Here is a 20,639-nt window from a genome sequence, read left to right as displayed (position 1 = left end):
TTGGTCCTACAATTCGCCGTGGCCGAGGCGGGCGCCGGCCGGTTGGTCGCAAAGCCTCTGGCCCAAGGTCACGAAGGGCGCGACGAGCCGGATGCGCTCCTCGATGCTTGCCGCAGGGCTGAAGAGGTCGCGGTTGGCCATGTTGCCGATCGTCAGCAGGACCGGATCGACCGTGACGATGACGACGCGCGGTTCGAACGGCTCGTCGTCGTCCAGATCCGCCGGCCGGCCTTCAAGAAACGAGACGACCCTTTGTCCGCCGCTCCAGACGCAGGCCAGAATGCCGTCGTCGACGGAAAACGGCCATTCGGTCTCGTTTTCGGCGCGGCTGATCGGCTGCGTGCGCACCTCGTCCGGCGACGGAAAATGGAACAGGCCTTGCTCGCCGGCGAGCATCAGCGGCATGGCGACGGCCATCTCGGTCATCATCAGTGCGCCACCGCTGCCGCCGCCGCCTCGTCGATGAGGCGGCCGGTGCGGAAGCGCTCGATGGTGAAGGGCGCGTTGATCGGGTGCGGATCGTCCCTGGCGATGGTATGGGCAAAGACATGGCCCGAACCCGGCGTCGCCTTGAAACCGCCCGTGCCCCAACCGCAATTGACATAGAGGCCGGGCACTGGCGTCTTGGCCAGGATCGGCGAACGGTCCGGCGTCACGTCGACGATGCCGCCCCATGAGCGCAGCATCTTCATACGGGTGAAGATCGGGAACATCTCGCAGATCGCATCGAGCGTATGTTGCAAAATGTGCAGCCCGCCGGTCTGCGAATAGGAGACATACTGGTCGGTGCCGGCGCCGATGACCAGTTCGCCCTTGTCGGACTGCGAGATATAGGCATGCACCGTGTTCGACATGACTACGCAGGGCACCACCGGCTTGACCGGCTCCGACACCAGCGCCTGCAGCGGATAGCTTTCCAGCGGCATACGCACGCCGGCCATGTTCATGATCACCGAGGAGTGGCCGGCGGCGACCACGCCGATCTTCCTGGCGCCGATGAAGCCGCGCGTCGTCTCGACGCCCGTGACCGCGCCGTTCGGCGCCCGTTTGACGCCGGTGACCTCGCAATTCTGGATGATGTGGACGCCGCGCGCCGAGGCGCCGCGCGCATAGCCCCAGGCGACCGCATCGTGACGCGCCGTGCCGCCGCGGCGCTGCAGGGAGGCGCCCATCACCGGATAGCGCGCATTGCGCGAAATGTTGAGCGGCGGGCAGAATTCCTTGGCCTGCTCCGGCGTCAGCCATTCGTTGTCGATGCCGTTCAGCCGGTTGGCATGGACGTGGCGCTGCAGCACCTGGATGTCGTGGATGTTATGGGCCAGCATCATGACGCCGCGCGGCGAATACATGACGTTGTAGTTGAGCTCCTGGCTGAGCCCGTCCCACAGCTTCAGCGCGTGATCGTAGATTCCGGCGCTCTCGTCGTAGAGATAGTTCGAGCGGATAATGGTGGTGTTGCGGCCGGTATTGCCGCCGCCGAGCCAGCCTTTTTCCAATACCGCGACGTTGGTGATGCCGTGCACGGTGGCGAGATAATAGGCGGTGGCCAGGCCGTGGCCGCCGGCGCCGACGATGATGACGTCGTACTCCTTCTTCGGCTCCGGCGAGGACCACTGTTCCTCCCAACCCTTGTGGCCGCGCATGGCCTCGCGGGCGATGGCGAATACCGAGTATTTCTTCAACGTCGCAGGCCTCGCAAATGACGGCCGGGCAGATCAGCCAACCCCGGCGCGCGAGCTTGTATCACTAGCGAAACGGCGCTGCCAGCCTTGCACTGTTTGCGACGGCGCTTGCCGTTTTGCGCCGTGATGAAAAAGAGGCATGCGACGTGATGGAGCGATCAAACCACATCTGAAGCACCTTGCACGTATCGGGTGGCTCCGACCAACCCCATTTGCGACCAAGCATCCAATTGCCGGCAAAATGCCGGCGCGAAAAAAGGATGCAAAAAAAAATGCTCGCACTTGCCAACAAGATCGCCATCGTCACTGGCGCCAGTTCCGGCATAGGCCGCGCCACGGCCAAGCTGTTTGCGGAGGAAGGCGCCAAGGTGGTCGTCGCTGCCCGCCGCAAGGCGGAGCTTGACGCGCTCGTTGCCGAAATCGAAGACGCCGACGGCACCGCCATCGCCCTTGCCGGCGATGTCCGCGACGAAGCCTACGCGAAGGCCCTGGTCGACCTGGCGGTCGAGAAATTCGGCGGGCTGGACATCGCCTTCAACAATGCCGGTTCGGTCGGCAAGACCGGGCCGGTTTCGGAGCTGTCGCTGGAGGGCTGGCGCGAGACGCTCGACACCAACCTGACCAGCGCCTTTCTCGGCGCAAAATATCAGGTGCCGGCGATGGTCGACCGCGGCGGCGGATCGCTGATCTTCACCTCCACCTTTGTCGGCCACACGGTCGCATGCCCGGCATGACCAGCTATGCCGCGAGCAAGGCCGGACTGATCGGATTGACGCAGGTGCTGGCCGCCGAATATGGCGCTAGGGGCGTGCGGGTCAACGCGCTGCTGCCGGGCGGCACCGACACGCCCTCGGCAACGTTCAAGACACCTGAATCGCGAGCCTTCGTCGAAAACCTGCATGCCTTGAAGCGCGTCGCCGAGCCTGACGAGATCGCCCGCTCGGCGCTCTATCTGGCTTCCGATGCATCGAGCTTCACCACCGGCACGGCGTTGTTCGCCGACGGCGGCGTCTCGATCACCCGCACGTGAAGCGTTTCGCGGTCGGCCTAGGCCCGCAAGCCGCAATGCCTGAAAACCGGTCTTGCTTTTCCCGGCGATTTGACGATTCCGTCTTCTCCTCGAAAACGGGTTGGAAACATGCTGCTGATCAGGACCTATATCGCTGCAAGCGCAATCGAAGGCGTCGGTGTGTTCGCCGCCGAGCCGATCCGGAAAGGGGCGCAGATCTGGCGGCTCGATCCGGACTTCGACCGGCTGATCCCGGTGGAAAGATACGAGACGGCGCCGCCGCACCTCAAGGAATTGCTCGACAGATATGCCTATCCCAGTCCGGACCGGCCGGGCTTCATGGTCTATGAGGTCGACAATGGCCGTTTCATGAACCACGCCGACAAGCCGAACACCGACTTTTCGCAATATGGCGGGGCCACTGCGACCCGCGACATCGCCGCCGGCGAGGAGATAACCTGCGACTACGGCGAGTTCTTCGAAGGTTTCGAGCAGCTCCACCTGGCCACGGTGTAGCGACGCCTATCTGGCCCACGGCGAATTTTGTTCTTGCTTTGTGCCGGCAGCTATGCTACTAATCTCAATATGGTGCTGATTCACACCAACGACCCGCCGCTGAGGCGGGTTTTTTCGTTTCGAGGTCGGCACCGCCTCTCAATCGGCAGTGGACAGAGCGCCTTGATTCTGCTATCAGCCGCCCCAATTCGTGGTGTAACGCGCCGCGGAGGCTTGTGGCTATGGCCGCTTGCCTATTGATTTCAAACCCGAAAGACAGGATTGCCCGTGCAGGTACTCGTCCGCGACAACAATGTTGATCAGGCGCTTCGCGCGCTCAAGAAAAAGATGCAGCGCGAAGGCATCTTCCGCGAAATGAAGATGCGCGGACATTACGAGAAGCCCTCCGAGAAGCGCGCCCGTGAAAAGGCGGAAGCCGTGCGCCGTGCCCGCAAGCTGGCCCGCAAGCGTGCCCAGCGCGAAGGCCTGCTGCCGATGACGCCGCGTCCGGTCGCGGCCGGTGCTGCCGGTGCCGGTGCCCCGCGTCCGCCGCGGTTCTGACGCCAATTTTTCGTCCTTTTCCAAGGATATCCAGGGTGGCGCGATGCGGAATCGCCGCCACCTTTTTGTTGTGATGTAGACCCGGTTCGAAAGGACCGGTTGGGAGAGATGCCGGTTCGGAGGGGGAACGGACCAGACGGCGCAGTAAGGACAGGGCAGACATGGACGCAATTACCGTAGAGCGCAGAACCGCGTGGCGCGGCCTCGCCCTGACGGCAGCCCTGCTTTCCGGGATGGCGCTTGCCAGCTGCCAGAGCGTTCCGACCGGCGAGTTCAACAACATCGACAAGGCGCAAGCCTCGAGCGAGAACATCTCCTCGCTGTCGGCGGTGATCCAGCGCAACCCCCAGGATCCGGAAGCCTACAATGTGCGCGGCTCGGCCTATGGCCGCGGCGGCCAGTACCAGGCGGCGCTGAAGGACTTCAACACCGCCATCCAGCTCAATCCGAATTTTTACCAGGCCTATTCGAACCGCGCGCTCATCCAGCGCTTCCTCGGCGACCAGGCGAGCGCGCTTGCCGACTACAACCGCTCGATCCAGATCAATCCCAACTATGACGCCGCCTATATCGGCCGCGGCAATCTCTACCGCAGGGCGGGCCGGGTGCAGGAAGCCTTCAACGATTTCCAGAAGGCCATCCAGCTCGACACGACCGACGCGCGCGCCTATCACAATCGCGGCCTGATCTACCAGAGCCAGGGCCAGCACGCCTTTGCCATCGAGGATTTCTCGACCGCCATTTCGCTGGCGCCGGACGCCTCCGAGCCCTACAATGGACGCGGCCTCTCCTACCTGGCCATGAACGACGAGGACAATGCCTTCGCCGACTTCAATATGGCCATCAAGCTCGACGGTAAGAACGCCGAGGCGTGGTCCAACCAGGCGCTGATCTACGAGCGGCGCGGCGACAAGGTCAGGGCCGCGAAATCATACCGCGAGGCCGTGCACCTCAATCCGACCTACCAGCCGGCCAAGGACGGCCTGGCCCGCACCAGCACCGGCTGAGCGGCCGGTTAATCGGGCGGCCCTTTCCGCGCCCCGACAACCCTGCGTTTACCCTTGCCTTGCTGGCGCCAAGTTGTCGGCGGAACGCTCGGCGTGCTCAGCCGTTTGTACAAGGCAATTTCGAAAGGACCCTGCCATGATCAAGAAACTCGCTTGTGCCGCCGCTTTCGCGACGACCGTCGTTGCCGCTCCCGCCAGCGCCAGCAAGCTCCAGCTCGGCGTGCTCGACTGCACCATCGACGGCGGCACGGCCTATCTCGTCACCTCCAACAAGGGTGTTTCCTGTGTCTTTCGTCCACATCGTGGCGGCCCCTCCGAAGTCTATACCGGGGTGATTTCCAAGCTCGGCGTCGATGTCGGCCGGACGCATCAGGGCCAGCTGGTATGGGCGGTTCTGGCGGCGACCCGCAATCACGATGAAGGCGACCTTGCCGGCAGCTACTATGGCGTGAACGCCGAGGCCAGCGTGGTCACCGGTGGCGGCGCCAATCTCCTGGTCGGCGGCCTCGACAGCGCCTTTTCGCTGCAGCCGCTCAGTGTCCAGGCACAGACGGGCGTCAACCTGGCGGTCGCCGTCACCTCGCTGGACCTGATCCATTCGTTCAAATAGCGGCGCGGCATGGCTCCCGAGCGGCGGGGAGCGTAGGTGTCGGCCTGCGAATAGCTGCCGAAGGTTCATAGATTCCGGCAGGCCCACTCCGCAGAGGATGGGCCGCCCTGATGTTCAAAGTTGCGGCGCTCGAAGATCACGGCATGGCAACTGTGTTCATGCCGTTACCGTGACCGAAGATTGCGGCGATCCAATATTGCTTGTCTTCGGTCTGACCAGAATCTCAACGCCTCGTGATCGTCCCCCATCGCGCAATTTGAAATCCGCCACGTCAACGGCGATCAAAACCGCTTGATCTCAACTCCGGTTGAGGTTCTAGAAGTCCTCCCATACTGCGGCATGTACTCATTTGGACGTGAAGAACGCTCCAATACTTTAGACCAGCGTCTGAGAAAGCCTGGGGGACTGGATGACCAAAACAAGCACAAACGGGGTCGATTGGCGCGCGCTGTGGGCGAGCGGCGATCTGGCGCGCTTCTGCTTCATCAGCCTCGGCATTCTGCTGCACGCCACCAACGAAACCATGGTAGCAACGGTCATGCCGGCCATGGTCGGCGAACTTGCCGGCGTGCAACTGGTCGGCTGGTCGCTGGCGATCTACGAGCTCGGCGCCATCGTTGCCGGTGCGGCCGCCGGACGGCTGGTGAGCTATGTCGCGCTGCGTACCAACATGATGGTCGCCGCAATACTCTATGCCGCCGGCGCGCTGGTCTGCGCCACCGCGCCTTCGATGCCGCTGTTCCTCTGCGGCCGCCTGATCGAAGGGCTCGGTGGCGGCGCGCTGGTGTCGCTGGCCTTCGTCTCGGTCGAGCGGCTGTTTGCCCGCGCGATCTGGCCGCAGCTTTTCGGCGTCATGTCGGCGATCTGGGGTGTCGCCGCTTTCAGCGGGCCGGTGCTCGGCGCGGTCATGACCGAATTCTCGTCCTGGCGCTGGGCCTTCGGCGTCTTCACCCTGGGAGGCACGGCCATGGCGCTGGCAAGCTTCCTCGTGCTCGATACGCCTGAAGCAACGAGGCCGCAGGCGACGGGCGGCTCGGCGCCGCCCTTCCCCTTTGCGGCACTTGGCTGCCTCGCCGGCAGCGTCGTGCTGATTGCCACTGCCGGCGTCGACATCGCCCTGCTGCGCTCGTCGCTGCTGCTCACCCTCGGCCTGATCGGCCTGGCGCTGTTTATCTATATCGACGCACTGAAGCCGCGCTCGCGCCTGTTCCCGTCGCGGCTGTTCTCATGGCGCTCGTCGGTCGGCGCGGGCATGACCATGGTCGCGGCGTTTTCGGTGGCGACCTGCTCGTTCGCGGTCTACGGACCACTGCTTCTGACCAGCCTTCACGGCATTCCGATCCTGACCACCGGCTACATCATCGCCGCCGAATCGATCGCCTGGTCGATCCTGTCGATCCTCGTCGCCAATGCGCCACCGGAGCGCGAGCGGCTGATCATCGTCGGCGGGGCGCTGATGGTCGCCACGGGCGTCGCCGGTTTCGCCTATACGGTGCCGGCCGGCTCGATCCCGCTGATCCTGTTTTGTGCTTTGTTGCAAGGCGGCGGCTTCGGCATAGCCTGGCCGTTCGTCACGCGTGTCATCGTGGTATCGGCCAAGGAAGGCGAGCAGACGATCGCCTCGGCCGCCGTGCCGACCATGCAGCGCATCGGCTATGCGGTGGGTGCGGCATTGACCGGCATCGTAGCCAACGCCAGCGGCTTTTCAGAGGGCCTGAACCGCGAGGCCGCGGCAAACGTCGCTGCCTGGCTGTTCCTGGCGTTTATCCCGCTCGGGATCCTGGGATGCCTTGCCGCCTTGCGGATTTCGGGGGCGCCGCCAGCGAAGCTGCCGATCTCCCCCTTCGCAGGGAAGATTGACCAATGCATGTCGCGCAAAGGTGTGCAGCGGTTTTGCGGTAACGACATGCATCAAAACAAGAACCTAAAGCGCGTCACATGAGGCCGGTCGAACGCGACGCGCTTTAGACGACGACCGTCTTCAGCCGCTCGGCGATCAGTGCCGCGAGCCGCGTCGCCACCTCATCCTTGCTCATCTCCGGCCATTCCTCGACGCCGGCCTTTGAGACGATCCGCACCTTGTTGCGGTCGCCGCCCATCACGCCCGGAGCACCATCTTCATGCGAGACATCATTGGCGACGATAAGATCGGCCCCCTTTTTTGCAAGCTTGGCCTCGGCATTCCTGACCAGATCCTGCGTCTCCGCAGCGAAACCGACCACCAGCATCGGCCGCTTTTTGTGATGCCCGACACCGGCAAGAATATCGGGATTTTCCACCATCTGCAGCGCCGGCGGCCCCTCGCCCGCCACCTTCTTGATCTTTTCCCCGGCCGAACTTTGAGTGCGCCAGTCGGCGACAGCCGCGACGAACACTGCCGCGTCGGCCGGCAGCAGCTGCTCGACAGCGTCCTTCATCTCGACGGCCGTTTCGACATGCAGCGTGGCGACGCCGGCCGGATCGGCGATGCCAACCGGACCGGAGACGAGACGCACATCGGCGCCGAGCCTGGCCAGCGCCGCCGCAATGGCGTGGCCCTGCTTGCCCGACGACCGGTTGGCGATGTAGCGGACCGGGTCGATCGGCTCATGCGTCGGCCCGGAGGTGACAATGATCTTCCTGCCTGCCAGCGGCTTTGGCCGGCCGTCGAGCAGCGCCTCGATCGCGGCGACGATCTCCAGCGGCTCGGCCATGCGGCCCTCGCCCACCTCGTTGCTCTCGGCCATCTCGCCCTTCGCCGGGCCGACGAATGCGACGCCGTCCTTGCTCAGCGCCGCACGGTTGCGGCGGACCGCCGGATGCGCCCACATTTTCGGGTTCATCGCCGGCGCCATCAAAACTCGCTTGTCGGTGGCGATGAGCACGGTCGAGGCAAGGTCGTTGGCATGGCCATTGGCGAGCTTTGCCATCAGGTCGGCGGTGGCCGGCGCCACGACCACAAGGTCGGCCTCGCGCGACAGCCTGATATGGCCGATATCGTGCTCGTCCTGCCGGTCGAACAGTTCGGTGAAAACATGGTCGGCGGACAGCGCCCCGGCCGACAGCGTGGTGACGAATTCCTGCGCCGCGGCGGTCATCACCACCCGCACTGCCGCACCGCGCTCGCGCAGCCGACGGATCAGGTCGAGCGCCTTGTAGGCAGCAATGCCTCCGCCGATGATGAGCAGGATGCGCTTGCCGGAGAGGGTCATGCCCGAGGCCAGTTCTTGTCCAATGTCATGCCGGCTTCAGCGCCGATTCGATGTCGGTATGGATGAAATCGTCACCCTTGAAAAGTAGCGGCAGGTTTCGGGTCTTGGCCAGGGCATAGGCGAAACAGTCGCCCATGTTGAGGTCAGCACGATGGCGGGATCCGCGACCGTACCGAGAGTAGGCAAGTCGTGCGACCTCGAGCTGAGCCAGATCAAAAGGAACGACCGTCAGTTCGAGGCGGTCGATGAGCACCTGAAGTTCGGCGGGGTTGATGCCACCGCTGGACCGGTTCGCCACACAATGTGCCTCCAGAAGTGTTGCAGTGCTTATCAGTACAGCAGATGAGGTGCCGAAAACATCGACGAATGCAGCCGCATCCGGCTCTGCGCCGATGATTGCGATTAACGCAGACGTATCAACTGCAACGGTCACAGAAGTCCCTCATCCCACATGTGATCAGTAAGCGCTTTGAGGTCAATGGGGTGTTCTGATTTCCGTCCGAGCGCCAAGATCTCGTCACGTGACGCTTTCAGCCGCCACTCCCCGTTCTGGAGCTTGCTCTCGGGGATCGTCACTTTGCGCAAGGCATCCCGCGCTTCCTGCTCCATCGAAACGCCGCGCGCGGCAGCGCGTTCGCGCAGCACCTGCTTCACTTCGTCATCAAGATTACGGATTGTGATAGTGCTCATAGCGTAGCTCCTCGCCGTTACATAAGCGACAAGCGGCGTGATTGCAATGACAGCACTGCTGTCATTGCAATCAGAGCAGCTTCCAGGCGATATACACCAGCGTCAGCGCGATCACCCACAGCGCCAGCCGGCCGGAGCGGGTGTGGCGCGCCTCGGCTTTGCCGATCGCGTCCGCCGTCCCCTCGTCGAAGCGCAGGCCGTTTTCGGCCATCAGGTCGATCTCACGCGACAGCCGCTCGGTACGGGCAGCGAGGTCCGGCGCCTGACGCGCCAGCGCCAGCAGCGCGCTGGCACCGTCGCGCGCATCGGCCAGCAGCGCGCGCGGGCCGAGATTGCGGGCAATCCAGCCGCTGACCACCGGCTCCGACGTCTTCCACATGTTGAAGGCCGGGTCGAGGGTGCGGGCGACGCCTTCGACAACGACCATGGTCTTCTGCAGCAGCACCAGTTCGGATCGCGTCGCCATGTCGAACAGGTCGGTCACCTCGAACAGCAGCGTCAACAGCTTGGCCATCGAGATGGTCTCGGCCGGCTGGCCGTGGATCGGTTCGCCGATCGCCCGGATCGCCTGGGCGAAAGCCGCAACATTGTGCTGGCGCGGCACGTAGCCGGCCTCGAAATGCACTTCGGCGACGCGCTGGTAATCGCGCGTAATGAAGCCGTAGAGGATTTCGGCGAGGAACCGGCGCTCCTTCCTGCCGAGCCGGCCGGCAATGCCGAGATCGACGGCGACGATGGTGCCGTCGGCTTCGATAAACAGGTTGCCCGGGTGCATGTCGGCGTGGAAGAAACCGTCACGCAGCGTATGGCGCAGAAACGACTGAACGAGGTTGGCGGCAATCGCCTTCAGGTCGTGGCCGGCGGCGGCTAGGCCGGCAATGTCGTTCATCTTGATGCCGTCGACCCATTCCATGGTCAGCACGTCACGACCGGTGCGCTCCCAGTCGACCGACGGCACACGGAAGCCGGGATCGTCCTTGGTATTCTCGCCAAGCTCCGAAAAAGCCGCCGCCTCCAGCCTCAGGTCCATTTCGATTTTGGTCGTCTGGGCCAGTGTCTCGGTCACCTCGACCGGCCGCAGCCGGCGCGACGACGGGATGTATTTTTCCTGCAGCCGGGCGGCGAGAAAATAGCTCTCGAGATCGCGAAAGAAGCGGCGGCGCACGCCCGGCCGGATGACCTTCACCGCCACCCGGGTAACGACGCCGTTCTGCAGGATTTCGGCGGTATGGACCTGGGCGATCGAGGCGGCGGCCACGGCCTCGCCAAAACTGACATAGAGCTCGTCGACCCTGCGTCCGAGCGAGGCCTCTATCGCGGCGACAGCCTCGGCCTTCGGAAACGTCTGCATCTTGTCCTGCAGCATGGCAAGATCAAGCGCGATATCGTTTCCGACGACATCCGGCCGTGTCGCCAGGAACTGGCCGAGCTTGACGTAAGACGGGCCGAGCCGCACGACCGCCTTGGCCAGCCTGTCGCCACGCTCATAGGCAAGCGCGTGACGGCGGGTGAACAGCCGGGCCATGCGCCAGCCGAATTTCGGCAAGCCGAAGAGCTCGTCACCGGGCAAAGCCGCGATGACACCCTCGCGGACCAGCACCCAGCCGGCCCGCACGAGCCTGAAACCAGCGCCGATGCTGCTCATGGCTGGCTTTGCCCCGCCGATTTCCTAGACCGGCGAAGAGCACATTGAGTACGAAGGATACGGGCCAGCTTCAAAGCTTCCAGCCCGAGTGGAGCGCGGCGATGCCGCCGGAGTAGTTGCGGAATGAGACGCGCTCGAAGCCCGCGCGCGAAATCATCGTCGCGAAATTCTGCTGATTGGGAAATTTGCGGATCGATTCGACCAGATAGGAATATGGCTCGCCATCGCCGGTCACCATCTTGCCGATCCGCGGGATGGCGTTGAACGACCATGCTTCGTAGACTTTGTCGAGCAGCGGCATCTCGACCTCGGAGAATTCAAGGCAGAGAAAGCGCCCGCCGGGCTTCAGCACGCGATAGGCTTCGGCGAGCGCCACATCGATGCGCGGCACGTTGCGGATGCCGAAAGCGATGGTGTAGGCGTCGAAAGTAGCGTCGGCAAAAGGCAGTTCCTCGGCATTGGCTTCGACGAAATCGGTATTTGCCGACAGGCCCTTTTTCTCGGCCCGGTCGCGGCCGACCGCGAGCATCGAGCCGTTGATGTCGAGAACCGTTGCATGAGCGTGCCTGCCGCTCGCCTCGACGATGCGGAAGGCGACATCGCCGGTGCCGCCGGCAACGTCGAGAACGCTCCAGCCCGGCCGCTTCGGTGGATTGAGCCAGGCGACCAAGGCGTCCTTCCACAACCGATGCAACCCCGCCGACATCAGGTCGTTCATCAGGTCGTAGCGGTTCGCCACCTTGTGGAAAACATCATTGACCAGGGACTGCTTGTCGCCTGGTCCTACCCGCTTGAAACCATAGGAGGTTTCCATGCCGCCCGCAGCAGTGGTTCTTTCAACCGACATCGTTTTGATCCGCCATAAAATCGGCGGGACCATAGCCGATCGATGGTGCGGGCGCTATTGTTTAAGGCGCGGTGTTCGGCCGCGCTTCGAAGCAGGTTCCGGAAAAGTGTCACACGGTTCCGACAGGAACTTGCGTCATAAGAAAAAAAGCCTGACGGGATAATTGAATGCCTTTGAAAGCAGAACTGCACTGCCACATCGAAGGGGCAGCGGCGCCTGAACTCGTCCTCCGCCAGGCTGAGAAATACGGCAAGGATGCCTCGCCCTACATCCAGGACGGCTCCTTCGTGTGGCACGACTTCACCTCTTTCCTCGCCGCCTACGACTTCTCGTCGGACCTGTTCCGCACCGAAGAAGACTATGCGCGGCTGGCCGATCACTACCTGACCAGCCTCGCCCGCGACGGCGCCATCTATTCCGAGGTTTTCACCTCGCCCGACCATGCAAGCAAGGCTGGGCTGTCGCCGAAGGCCTATACCGACGCGCTCGGCGAAGGCATGGCCCGCGCCAAGGCGAAGACCGGCATCGAAGGCCGCATGATCGTCACCGGCGTGCGCAATTTCGGTGTCGAATCGATCGAACGGGCGGCACGTTTCGCCGCCCGGTGTGGGCATCCGCTGGTCACCGGTTTCGGCGTCGCCGGCGACGAGCGGATAGGTGATCTGGAAGATTATGTCAGGGCCTTCGAGATCGCCCGCGAGGCCGGCCTCGGCATCACCGTGCATGCCGGCGAATTGATGGGCTGGGAGAGCGTCGAGGCGGCACTCGACCACATCCGCCCGTCTCGCATCGGCCATGGCGTGCGCGCCATCGAGAACCCCGATCTCGTGCGGCGCATCGCCGACGAAGGCGTCGTGCTCGAATGCTGCCCCGGCTCCAACATCGCGCTGAAAATCTTTGACAGTTTCGCCGACCATCCCTTTCCCGCCTTGAAGGCGGCGGGCTGCAAGGTGACGCTCAACTCAGATGACCCGCCCTATTTCTGGACCTCGCTGAAACGCGAATACGACATCGCCGCCGAGCATTTTGCGATGGACGACAAGGCGCTCACCGCCGTCACCAGGACGGCCATCGAGGCAGCCTTCGTCGACAGGAAGACCAGGGCGGCGCTGCTGGGCAGGCTCGGCGCCAAGGGCAGGTGAATGGTGAATGGCTCACCCGGCGCTTCGGTCCGTCAACTGCGGGCTTTGCCGCGCACCAAGGACTCGCAAACCAGTTCACTATTCACTATTCACCATTCACCATTCACTTGCGCAGTTGGAGAACACCATGAAGGGCGTCACCGTCGTCGACCATCCGCTTGTCCAGCACAAGCTGACCATCATGCGCAAGAAAGAGACTTCGACGGCCGGCTTCCGGCGGCTGCTGCGCGAGATCTCGCTGCTGCTCGGCTACGAGGTCACCCGCAACCTGGAACTGACGACGACGACGATCGAGACGCCGATCGAGACGATGGAGGCGCCGACGCTGGAGGGCAAGAAACTGGTTTTCGCCTCGGTGTTGCGCGCCGGCAACGGCTTGCTCGAAGGCCTGCTCGATCTGGTGCCGGCGGCGCGTGTCGCCCATATCGGCCTCTACCGCGACCATGAGACGCTGGAAGCGGTCGAGTATTTCTTCAAGGCGCCGGGCGACCTCGCCGACCGGCTGGTGATCGTCGTCGACCCGATGCTGGCGACCGCCAATTCGGCGATCGCGGCGATCGACAAGCTGAAAGGCCGCGGTGCCACCAACATCCGCTTCCTCTGCTTGTTGGCGGCACCAGAGGGCCTTGAGCGGTTCACCCACGCGCATCCCGATGTTCCCGTCTTCACCGCTTCCATCGACCGCCAGCTCAACGAGAAGGGCTACATCATGCCCGGCCTTGGCGATGCCGGCGACCGCATGTACGGCACCAAATAGATCCGTTTACCGACTGTTTACGCAAACGGCTGGTTTCCGCATTCGTTAAAGCGGCAAACACCATGTCGGACTAAGGATCGGCAACCACAAAGGCCGGTCCATGCTGCGCAAGCTTCTCATCCTTGGCGTGTTTGCCGGAACGTCGGCATCGCTGCCGATCGTATATCAGTCCAATTCACAGGTAATCGAGCGGCTGTTGAAATCCGCCATCGGGGCCAGGCCGGCCGACACCCAAACCGACCTGAATCTCGCCGCCGTTCGGGACAGGCCGGCGACGCCGCAGCCGCTCGGCCGCAAGGTCGTCGTCACCGCGGACGCGCGCGGGCATTTCATGTCGGTCTTCAAGTTGAACGGCCGACAGATCGACGGCATGATCGATACCGGCGCGACGCTCGTCGCCATCAACAGTTCGACCGCGCGCAGGATCGGCATCTCGCTCAATCCGACGGACTTCAGCCATCAGGTCAACACCGCCAACGGTGCGATCAAGGCCGCCGTGGTGACGATTGATCGGCTGCAGATCGGCAGGATCACCGTCGAGGGCGTCGAGGCCGTCGTGCTCGACGACAGGGCGCTGCACACCAACCTGATCGGCATGAGCTTTCTGCAGCGGCTCGAAAAATACCAGGTCGAAGACGGCACGCTGCTGCTGGTTCAGTAGGCAGTGATCCCGAACCGCAGGTCCACGCCAGCGAAAAGGGGACCGGTCGTCGGACAAGATCATGGTCCAAGAAAGATAGAGCCCATTCGATACCATCGGAATGGGCTCTATCCGCGCGGCAGGATCCGCCGGATGACGGTTTTCTCCGTGGCCGGTCTGGAAGGGCCGATCGTATAGGCCGAAAGCACGACGGCCGCGGCCGCTTCGGCATCCCCGGTATTTCGGGCATGGACTAGTGCCAGCGCTTCGCCGGCCCGCACTTCGGCGCCGACCGGCAACAGCCTGGTGATGCCGACGGCGTGATCGATCCTGTCGTCGGGCCGCGTCCGCCCGCCGCCAAGCCCGACCACGGCAAGCCCGATCTCGCGCGTCGCGATGCCGGAGACAAAGCCGTTCGCGCTCGCCTTGACCGCGAATTCCGTTGCCGCTTTCGGCAGATATTTTTCCGGATTGTCGACAAAGTCGGCGGGACCACCCAGTGCCGCCACCATGCGCGCGAAGATGGAAGCGGCGCGGCCGCCGGCCAGCGTCTCGGCGGCGCGGCGCAGGCCGTCCTGGTTGGACGACACCAGGCCTGCCGATTGCAGCATCTCGGCGGCCAGCGCCAGCGTCAAGTCCTCCAGCCGCCGGTCGCGAAAGCGGCCGGTGAGAAAATCGACGGCGTTGCGCATCTCGACCGCATTGCCGGCGGCGGAGGCCAGCGGCTCGTTCATGCCGGTGACCAGCGCCGATGCCTTCAGGCCGGCGCCATTGGCGACCTCGACCAGGCTGTTGGCCAGCGCGGTTGCGTCGCGCGATTTCTCCATGAAGGCGCCGTTGCCGACCTTGACGTCGAGCACCAGCGAACCAAGGCCGGCCGCCAGCTTCTTCGACAGGATCGAGGCGGTGATCAGCGGCACGGATTCGACCGTTCCCGTCACATCGCGGATCGCGTAGAGCCTGGCGTCGGCGGGTGCGAGGTCTGCGGTCTGGCCGATGATGGCGCAGCCGGTTTCAAGCACGGTCTTGCGGAAGCGCGCAACATCCGGCTGGCTGATATAGCCGGGGATGGCATCCATTTTGTCCAGCGTGCCGCCGGTATGGCCCAGACCCCTGCCGGAAATCATCGGCACATAGGCGCCGCAGGCAGCGACGATCGGCGCCAGCATCAAGGAGACATTGTCGCCGACGCCGCCCGTCGAATGCTTGTCGGTGACCGGGCCGGGCAGATCCGACCAGTCGAGCACATCGCCGGAATCGCGCATCGCCATAGTCAGCGCCACCGCCTCGTCGCGGCTCATGCCGTTGAAGAATACTGCCATGGCGAGGGCACCGACCTGTGCGTCGGTAACGGTGCCGGCGGCCAAGCCCTCGATGAAGAACGCGATCTCCTCAGCCGAGAGCTTCTGCCCGTCGCGCTTGCGGCGGATGATTTCCTGGGGAAGCATCAGGCGTCGACCCTGTGCTCCGGAAGCCCGTCCTGAAAAACACGCTGCAGGATGGTCGCCAGCCGCGCACCGCCGACCGGCGCCATGTCCTTGGTCTCCTGGTGCGACAGCTCGGCTCCGGTCATGCCAGCGGCAAGGTTGGTCACGACCGAACAGGCGGCGACGCGCAGCCCGAGGAAGCGCGCGAGAATGACCTCCGGCACCGTCGACATGCCGACCGCGTTGGCGCCCATGACGCGCGCCATGCGGATCTCGGCGGGCGTCTCGAAGCATGGGCCGGAGAACCACATATAGACGCCCTTGTGCAGCATGGTACCGGTCGCCTTCGCCGCCCGCTCGATGGCGGAGCGGAGATCGGCGTCATAGGCTTCGGTCAGGCCGACGAAACGGCGGTCGCTCGGTTCGCCGATCAGCGGGTTGGACCCCGAGAAATTGATGTGGTCGGTGATCAGCATTACCGAGCCCGGCCCCATCCCGGGATCGACCGAACCGGCGGCGTTGGTGAGGATCAGCCGGGAGATGCCGATGCCGGCGAGCACTTCCAACGCCGGCCGCATCGCCGCTGCGTTGCCGTGCTCGTAATAGTGTGCGCGGCCGGACAGCATCAGCACCGGCGTGCCGGCAAAGAGCCCCGCCACCACCTCGCCGGCATGGCCGCTGACACCGCTTCGGGGAAACCCCGGCAAGTCGGCGTAGGAGATGCGCACCGCATCCTCGACCTGGTCGACGAGCCCGCCAAGCCCTGACCCCAGCACCAAGGCCGTGGTCGGCGCCAGCCCATCCAGCCTTTCGACGAGGTGATCGAGCGCTTCCTTCATTTCAGCACATCGCCTTCAAACCCGTATGGCAACAACTCGCCCATGGTCACGGTCTCGACCACGCCGCTGTCATCGCAGAGATAGAACTTCGTTTCCGGCCGGCAGAATTCGGCCAGCCGCTGCCGGCAGCCGCCGCAGGGCGAGCATTTTGCCACGCGTTCGGCGATCACGGCGATTTCCGTGATCTTGCCGCCGCCGCCCATGACGTAGTGGCCGAGCGCGGTGGTTTCGGCGCACCAGCCCTCAGGATAGGACGCGATCTCGACATTGGCGCCGGTGAAGACACGCCCGTCCTCGGTGCGCAACGCCGCGCCGACCGGAAATTTCGAATAGGGCGCATAGGCCTTGGCCATGGCGGCTTTCGCCGCTTCGAACAGATCATGAGTCATGATAGATCAGCGTTCCTTGACATAAGGCACGCCGCCGGCGCGCGGCGGGATTGCCTTGCCGATGAAGCCGGCAAGCAGGATGACGGTCAGCACATAGGGCAGCGCCTGCATGAATTGCACCGGCACCTTGCCGATCAGCGGCAGCGGCGTGCCTTGCAGGCGGATCGACGCGGCGTCGAGGAAGCCGAACAGCAGGCAGGCGAACATGGCGTTGACCGGTTTCCATTTGGCGAAGATCAGCGCGGCCAGCGCGATGTAGCCCTTGCCGGCGGTCATGTCCTTCACGAAGCCGCCATTCTGCACCATCGACAGATAGGCGCCGGCAATGCCGGTGAGCACGCCGGTGCAAATCAGCGCCCGGTAGCGCAGCCAGGCGACCGAGATGCCGGCGGTGTCGACCGCAGCCGGGTTCTCGCCGACAGCGCGCAGGCGGAGCCCAAAGCGGGTGCGAAACAGCACCCACCAGGTGAACGGCACGGCCAGGAAGGCGAGATAGACCAGCACGGAGTGGCCGGAGATGAGTTCCGAATAGATCGGCCCGAGAATCGGAACGCCCCTGAGCGCATCCGCGCCCGGCCAGATGATTGCTTCGAAGCGCTCGCCGGCAGCCAGCGCCGGCGTGCGCCCGCCTTGCTGGAACCAGGCCTGGCCGAGCATGATCGTCGATCCGGCGGCAATGAAATTGATCGCGACGCCGGAAACGATCTGGTTGCCGCGATGGGTGATCGAGGCAAAGCCGTGGATCAGCGCGAAGGCAACCGAGATGAGGATGGCCATGCCGAGGCCGAGATAGGCCGAGTGGAAGACCGAGGCGGCGGCCGCACCGGCGAAGGCGCCGACAAGCATCTTGCCCTCGAGCCCGATGTCGAAGACGCCGGCCCGCTCCGAATAGAGGCCGGCGAGGCAGGCGAGCAGCAAGGGGACCGAAAGGCGGATGGTCGAGTCCAGGACCTGTACGATGGCGTTGAAGAAATCCATCTCAGGCGCCCTTCCCTTTGACCGCTTCCATGCCGACCGATTTCGGGCTGAGCGAGGCGAACAACGCCTGGACATAGGGCCGGAACATATGCTCGAGCGCGCCGGCGAACAGGATCACGAGGCCCTGGATGATGACGATCATGTCGCGGCTGATCGCCGGCATCTCGAAGGCGAGCTCGGCGCCGCCCTGGTAGAGCATGCCGAACAGGATCGCCGCCAGCACGATGCCGACCGGGTGCAGGCGACCCATCAGCGCCACCGCGATGCCGACGAAACCGGCGCCCGAAACGAATTCGAGCGCGACATTGTGCTGGTCGCCCATCGTCGGGTTGAGCGCCATCATGCCGGCCAACGCGCCCGAGATCATCATCGCAATGATGATGATGCGTATCTCCGAAATCCCGGCATAACGCGCCGCTTTCGGGCTGTGGCCATAGGTGCGCATCTCGTAGCCGAGCTTCGTGCGCCAGATCAGCACCCACACCAGAAAGGCCATGGCTAGCGCCAGCAGGGAACTGACGTTGAATGGCGCCGAACGGATTTTGGCGCCGAACAATTCGATGACCCAGTTGAGCTTCGGCAATTGCGCGCCTTCGAGGAAGGTGCGCGTCTGCGGCGCCATCGAGCCGGGCGGCTTCAGCATCCCCACCAGCGCATAGACCATGACGCTGGCGGCGATGAAGTTGAACATGATGGTGGTTATGACGATGTGCGAGCCGCGCTTGGCCTGCAGATAGGCCGGGATCAGCGCCCACAGCGCGCCCATCGCCGCGGCGGCGATAATGGCAATCGGGAAGGTCAGCCACCAGGGCAGCACGCTGTCGAAGGCCAGGCAAACGATGCCGATACCGAGACCGGCGATATAGCCCTGGCCCTCGCCACCGATGTTGAACAGGCCGCAATGCGCCGCAACCGCCACCGAAAGCCCGCTGAAGATGAAGGTGGTAGCATAGAAAAGTGTAAACGCGATGCCTTGGCCGCGACCGAAGGCGCCCTCGACCAGGATGACAGCCGCGCGCAACGGGTTCTCACCGACCAATATGACGACGAAGCCGGCAACGACGAAGGCGACGAACAGATTGATCAGCGGGATCAGCACGTAGTCGGCCCAGGCCGGGAGCTTGGCATAGGGAGTGCTCATTCCGCCGCCTCGCGCTGCTCGACGCCGGCCATCAGCAGGCCGAGCTCGCCCTCGGTCGCGTCGGGGCCGCGTTCGCCGACGATGCGGCCGGCAAACATCACCAGGATGCGGTCGGACAGCGAGCGGATCTCGTCGAGTTCGACCGAAACCACCAGCACCGCCTTGCCCTGGTCGCGCATGGCGATGAGGCGCTTGTGGATGAATTCGATGGCGCCGACATCGACGCCGCGCGTCGGCTGGCCGACGATCAACACGCCGGGATCTTGTTCCATTTCCCGCGCCAGCACGATCTTCTGCTGGTTGCCGCCGGAGAAATTGGCGGTCTTGAGGCGGCAGTCCGCCGGGCGGATGTCATATTTGACGATCTTGTCCCGGGCATCGTCACGGATGGCGTCGATGTCGAGAAACGGCCCCTTCAGATAGCGCTCATCGTCCTGGTAGCCGAGGATCGAATTCTCGTTCTCCTCGAAGGCCAGCACCAGCCCGACGTGATGGCGGTCCTCCGGCACATGAGCAAGGCCGCGCTCGCGCAGCTCGCCAGGGTCGGCGGCGCCGGTGAGGTCGATCGGCTTGCCGTCGAGCATGACCGAGCCCGAAACGGCATGCCTGATGCCGGAAATCGCCTCGAGCAATTCGGACTGCCCGTTGCCGGCGACGCCGGCAATGCCGACGATCTCGCCGGCATGGACGTCGAAGGAGACGTCGTCGACCATGGTGACGCCGCGGGAATCCTTGACCGTCAGGTTCTTGACCGCGAGCTTGACGCCGCCGGCCTTCGCCTCGCCCTTCTCGACGCGCAGCAGCACGCGCCGGCCGACCATCAGCTCCGCCAGTTCCTCGACCGTGGTCTTCCTAGTTTCGCGTGTCGCCACCATCGTGCCCTGGCGCATCACCGAGACGGTGTCGGTGATCGCCATGATCTCGCGCAGCTTGTGGGTGATCAGCACGATCGTCTTGCCCTGCTCCTTCAGCTGCCTGAGGATGCGGAACAGATGGTCGGCCTCGGCCGGCGTCAGCACGCCCGTTGGCTCGTCGAGGATCAGGATTTCGGCGCCGCGATAGAGCGCCTTGAGGATTTCGACGCGTTGTTGCAGGCCGACCGGCAACTCCTCGATGATGGCGTCGGGATCGACTTCGAGCCCGTATTCGCGCTCGAGCCGCTCCAGCTCGGAACGCGCCTTGGCGATGCTCTTCTTCAGCAGTGCATCGCTTTCGGCGCCGAGAATGACGTTTTCCAGGACCGAGAAATTGTCGACCAGCATGAAATGCTGATGGACCATGCCGATGCCGAGCGCGATCGCATCATTCGGTGTCTTGATCGATGCCGGCTGGCCGCCGACACGGATTTCGCCGGAATCGGCCTGGTAGAAACCATAGAGGATCGACATCAGCGTCGACTTGCCGGCGCCGTTCTCACCGACGATGCCATGGATGGTGCCCCGCATAATCTCCAGATTGATGTCGCGGTTGGCGCGCACGGCGCCAAAGCTCTTGTCGATGCCGATCAGCTCGATTGCGGCTTGCGCCATGCAGCCTGTTCCCACTGTTATTTTTTTACCGCTTGGTCAAACGCCTAGCATGACGCCCAG

At 64.0% G+C, this 20,639-nt stretch carries 21 protein-coding genes and 1 pseudogene; 9 read left to right on the top strand and 13 right to left on the bottom strand.

What is annotated here, in order from left to right; translation table 11 throughout:
• Nucleotides 1-6 precede the first annotated feature (6 nt).
• The gene (locus tag NKJ13_RS00825; protein ID WP_352506383.1) at nucleotides 7-429 is read right to left on the bottom strand and encodes a hypothetical protein; all 423 of its coding nucleotides are present in this window, start codon (nucleotides 427-429) and stop codon (nucleotides 7-9) included.
• Nucleotides 429-1,682, bottom strand: coding sequence for a sarcosine oxidase subunit beta (locus NKJ13_RS00820; RefSeq protein WP_352506384.1), 1,254 nt, complete (start codon nucleotides 1,680-1,682; stop codon nucleotides 429-431). The genes NKJ13_RS00825 and NKJ13_RS00820 overlap by 1 nt, the downstream gene beginning before the upstream one ends.
• 272 nt (nucleotides 1,683-1,954) lie before the next feature.
• Here NKJ13_RS00820 and NKJ13_RS00815 point away from each other — a divergent pair.
• From NKJ13_RS00815 to NKJ13_RS00790, 6 genes and pseudogenes are all read left to right on the top strand, one after another.
• A pseudogene (locus NKJ13_RS00815) lies at nucleotides 1,955-2,712 on the top strand (SDR family oxidoreductase).
• 108 nt (nucleotides 2,713-2,820) lie between these two features.
• Complete coding sequence (locus tag NKJ13_RS00810; RefSeq protein WP_352506386.1) at nucleotides 2,821-3,207, top strand: SET domain-containing protein; 387 nt, start codon at nucleotides 2,821-2,823, stop codon at nucleotides 3,205-3,207.
• Nucleotides 3,208-3,474: 267 nt separating this feature from the next.
• Nucleotides 3,475-3,747 (top strand): 30S ribosomal protein S21, encoded by a 273-nt coding sequence (gene rpsU / locus NKJ13_RS00805; protein WP_023675331.1) that lies wholly within the window; start codon nucleotides 3,475-3,477, stop codon nucleotides 3,745-3,747.
• Nucleotides 3,748-3,908: 161 nt separating this feature from the next.
• Entirely contained in the window at nucleotides 3,909-4,754 is an 846-nt protein-coding gene (locus NKJ13_RS00800; protein WP_352478138.1) for a tetratricopeptide repeat protein, read from the top strand.
• Nucleotides 4,755-4,890: 136 nt separating this feature from the next.
• Nucleotides 4,891-5,364, top strand: coding sequence for a DUF992 domain-containing protein (locus tag NKJ13_RS00795; protein ID WP_352506387.1), 474 nt, complete (start codon nucleotides 4,891-4,893; stop codon nucleotides 5,362-5,364).
• A 409-nt stretch (nucleotides 5,365-5,773) separates the two neighbouring features.
• Nucleotides 5,774-7,306: an MFS transporter gene (locus NKJ13_RS00790; RefSeq protein ID WP_352776971.1), complete on the top strand. Its 1,533-nt coding sequence runs from the start codon at nucleotides 5,774-5,776 to the stop codon at nucleotides 7,304-7,306.
• A 22-nt stretch (nucleotides 7,307-7,328) separates the two neighbouring features.
• Here NKJ13_RS00790 and coaBC read toward each other — a convergent pair whose 3' ends face one another.
• From coaBC to ubiE, 5 genes are all read right to left on the bottom strand, one after another.
• Nucleotides 7,329-8,555 (bottom strand): bifunctional phosphopantothenoylcysteine decarboxylase/phosphopantothenate--cysteine ligase CoaBC, encoded by a 1,227-nt coding sequence (gene coaBC / locus NKJ13_RS00785; protein ID WP_254816873.1) that lies wholly within the window; start codon nucleotides 8,553-8,555, stop codon nucleotides 7,329-7,331.
• A 25-nt stretch (nucleotides 8,556-8,580) separates the two neighbouring features.
• Nucleotides 8,581-8,988 (bottom strand): type II toxin-antitoxin system VapC family toxin, encoded by a 408-nt coding sequence (locus tag NKJ13_RS00780; protein ID WP_352506389.1) that lies wholly within the window; start codon nucleotides 8,986-8,988, stop codon nucleotides 8,581-8,583.
• Nucleotides 8,985-9,245 (bottom strand): FitA-like ribbon-helix-helix domain-containing protein, encoded by a 261-nt coding sequence (locus tag NKJ13_RS00775; protein ID WP_254816871.1) that lies wholly within the window; start codon nucleotides 9,243-9,245, stop codon nucleotides 8,985-8,987. Before NKJ13_RS00775 ends, NKJ13_RS00780 begins: the two co-directional genes overlap by 4 nt.
• Before the next feature lie 70 nt (nucleotides 9,246-9,315).
• Nucleotides 9,316-10,890 (bottom strand): 2-polyprenylphenol 6-hydroxylase, encoded by a 1,575-nt coding sequence (gene ubiB, locus NKJ13_RS00770; RefSeq protein WP_352506391.1) that lies wholly within the window; start codon nucleotides 10,888-10,890, stop codon nucleotides 9,316-9,318.
• Nucleotides 10,891-10,960: 70 nt separating this feature from the next.
• Nucleotides 10,961-11,737: a bifunctional demethylmenaquinone methyltransferase/2-methoxy-6-polyprenyl-1,4-benzoquinol methylase UbiE gene (gene ubiE, locus NKJ13_RS00765; RefSeq protein ID WP_352506392.1), complete on the bottom strand. Its 777-nt coding sequence runs from the start codon at nucleotides 11,735-11,737 to the stop codon at nucleotides 10,961-10,963.
• A 167-nt stretch (nucleotides 11,738-11,904) separates the two neighbouring features.
• Between ubiE and NKJ13_RS00760 the strand changes: the two genes are divergently transcribed.
• The 3 genes from NKJ13_RS00760 to NKJ13_RS00750 all read left to right on the top strand — a co-directional run bounded on the left by NKJ13_RS00760 (nucleotide 11,905) and on the right by NKJ13_RS00750 (nucleotide 14,297).
• Nucleotides 11,905-12,879, top strand: a complete 975-nt coding sequence (locus tag NKJ13_RS00760) for an adenosine deaminase (protein WP_254816868.1) — start codon at nucleotides 11,905-11,907, stop codon at nucleotides 12,877-12,879.
• 127 nt (nucleotides 12,880-13,006) lie between these two features.
• A complete protein-coding gene (gene upp, locus NKJ13_RS00755) occupies nucleotides 13,007-13,636 on the top strand; it encodes a uracil phosphoribosyltransferase (protein ID WP_254816867.1) in 630 nt (209 codons plus the stop codon).
• 100 nt (nucleotides 13,637-13,736) lie between these two features.
• Entirely contained in the window at nucleotides 13,737-14,297 is a 561-nt protein-coding gene (locus tag NKJ13_RS00750) for a TIGR02281 family clan AA aspartic protease (RefSeq protein WP_352506393.1), read from the top strand.
• Nucleotides 14,298-14,404: 107 nt separating this feature from the next.
• Here NKJ13_RS00750 and deoA read toward each other — a convergent pair whose 3' ends face one another.
• Genes deoA through NKJ13_RS00720 form a run of 6 tightly spaced genes read right to left on the bottom strand, consistent with a single transcriptional unit; the run spans nucleotide 14,405 to nucleotide 20,579 of the window.
• Nucleotides 14,405-15,724, bottom strand: coding sequence for a thymidine phosphorylase (deoA, locus tag NKJ13_RS00745; protein WP_352687985.1), 1,320 nt, complete (start codon nucleotides 15,722-15,724; stop codon nucleotides 14,405-14,407).
• A complete protein-coding gene (locus NKJ13_RS00740; protein WP_352509887.1) occupies nucleotides 15,724-16,542 on the bottom strand; it encodes a purine-nucleoside phosphorylase in 819 nt (272 codons plus the stop codon). The genes deoA and NKJ13_RS00740 overlap by 1 nt, the downstream gene beginning before the upstream one ends.
• Nucleotides 16,539-16,931, bottom strand: a complete 393-nt coding sequence (gene cdd / locus NKJ13_RS00735) for a cytidine deaminase (protein WP_352509888.1) — start codon at nucleotides 16,929-16,931, stop codon at nucleotides 16,539-16,541. Before cdd ends, NKJ13_RS00740 begins: the two co-directional genes overlap by 4 nt.
• A gap of 6 nt (nucleotides 16,932-16,937) precedes the next feature.
• On the bottom strand, nucleotides 16,938-17,909 hold the full coding sequence (locus tag NKJ13_RS00730; RefSeq protein ID WP_352509889.1) for an ABC transporter permease: 972 nt from the start codon (nucleotides 17,907-17,909) through the stop codon (nucleotides 16,938-16,940).
• Nucleotide 17,910: 1 nt separating this feature from the next.
• Nucleotides 17,911-19,050: an ABC transporter permease gene (locus NKJ13_RS00725; protein ID WP_352509890.1), complete on the bottom strand. Its 1,140-nt coding sequence runs from the start codon at nucleotides 19,048-19,050 to the stop codon at nucleotides 17,911-17,913.
• Nucleotides 19,047-20,579 (bottom strand): ABC transporter ATP-binding protein, encoded by a 1,533-nt coding sequence (locus NKJ13_RS00720; protein WP_352478115.1) that lies wholly within the window; start codon nucleotides 20,577-20,579, stop codon nucleotides 19,047-19,049. The genes NKJ13_RS00725 and NKJ13_RS00720 overlap by 4 nt, the downstream gene beginning before the upstream one ends.
• Nucleotides 20,580-20,639 lie beyond the last annotated feature (60 nt).

It is taken from the genome of Mesorhizobium sp. M0174, assembly GCF_040322275.1.
Lineage (GTDB): Bacteria > Pseudomonadota > Alphaproteobacteria > Rhizobiales > Rhizobiaceae > Mesorhizobium.
The sequence above is the reverse complement of the archived record's forward strand: the minus strand, read 5'-3'. Positions and strand labels throughout refer to the sequence as shown.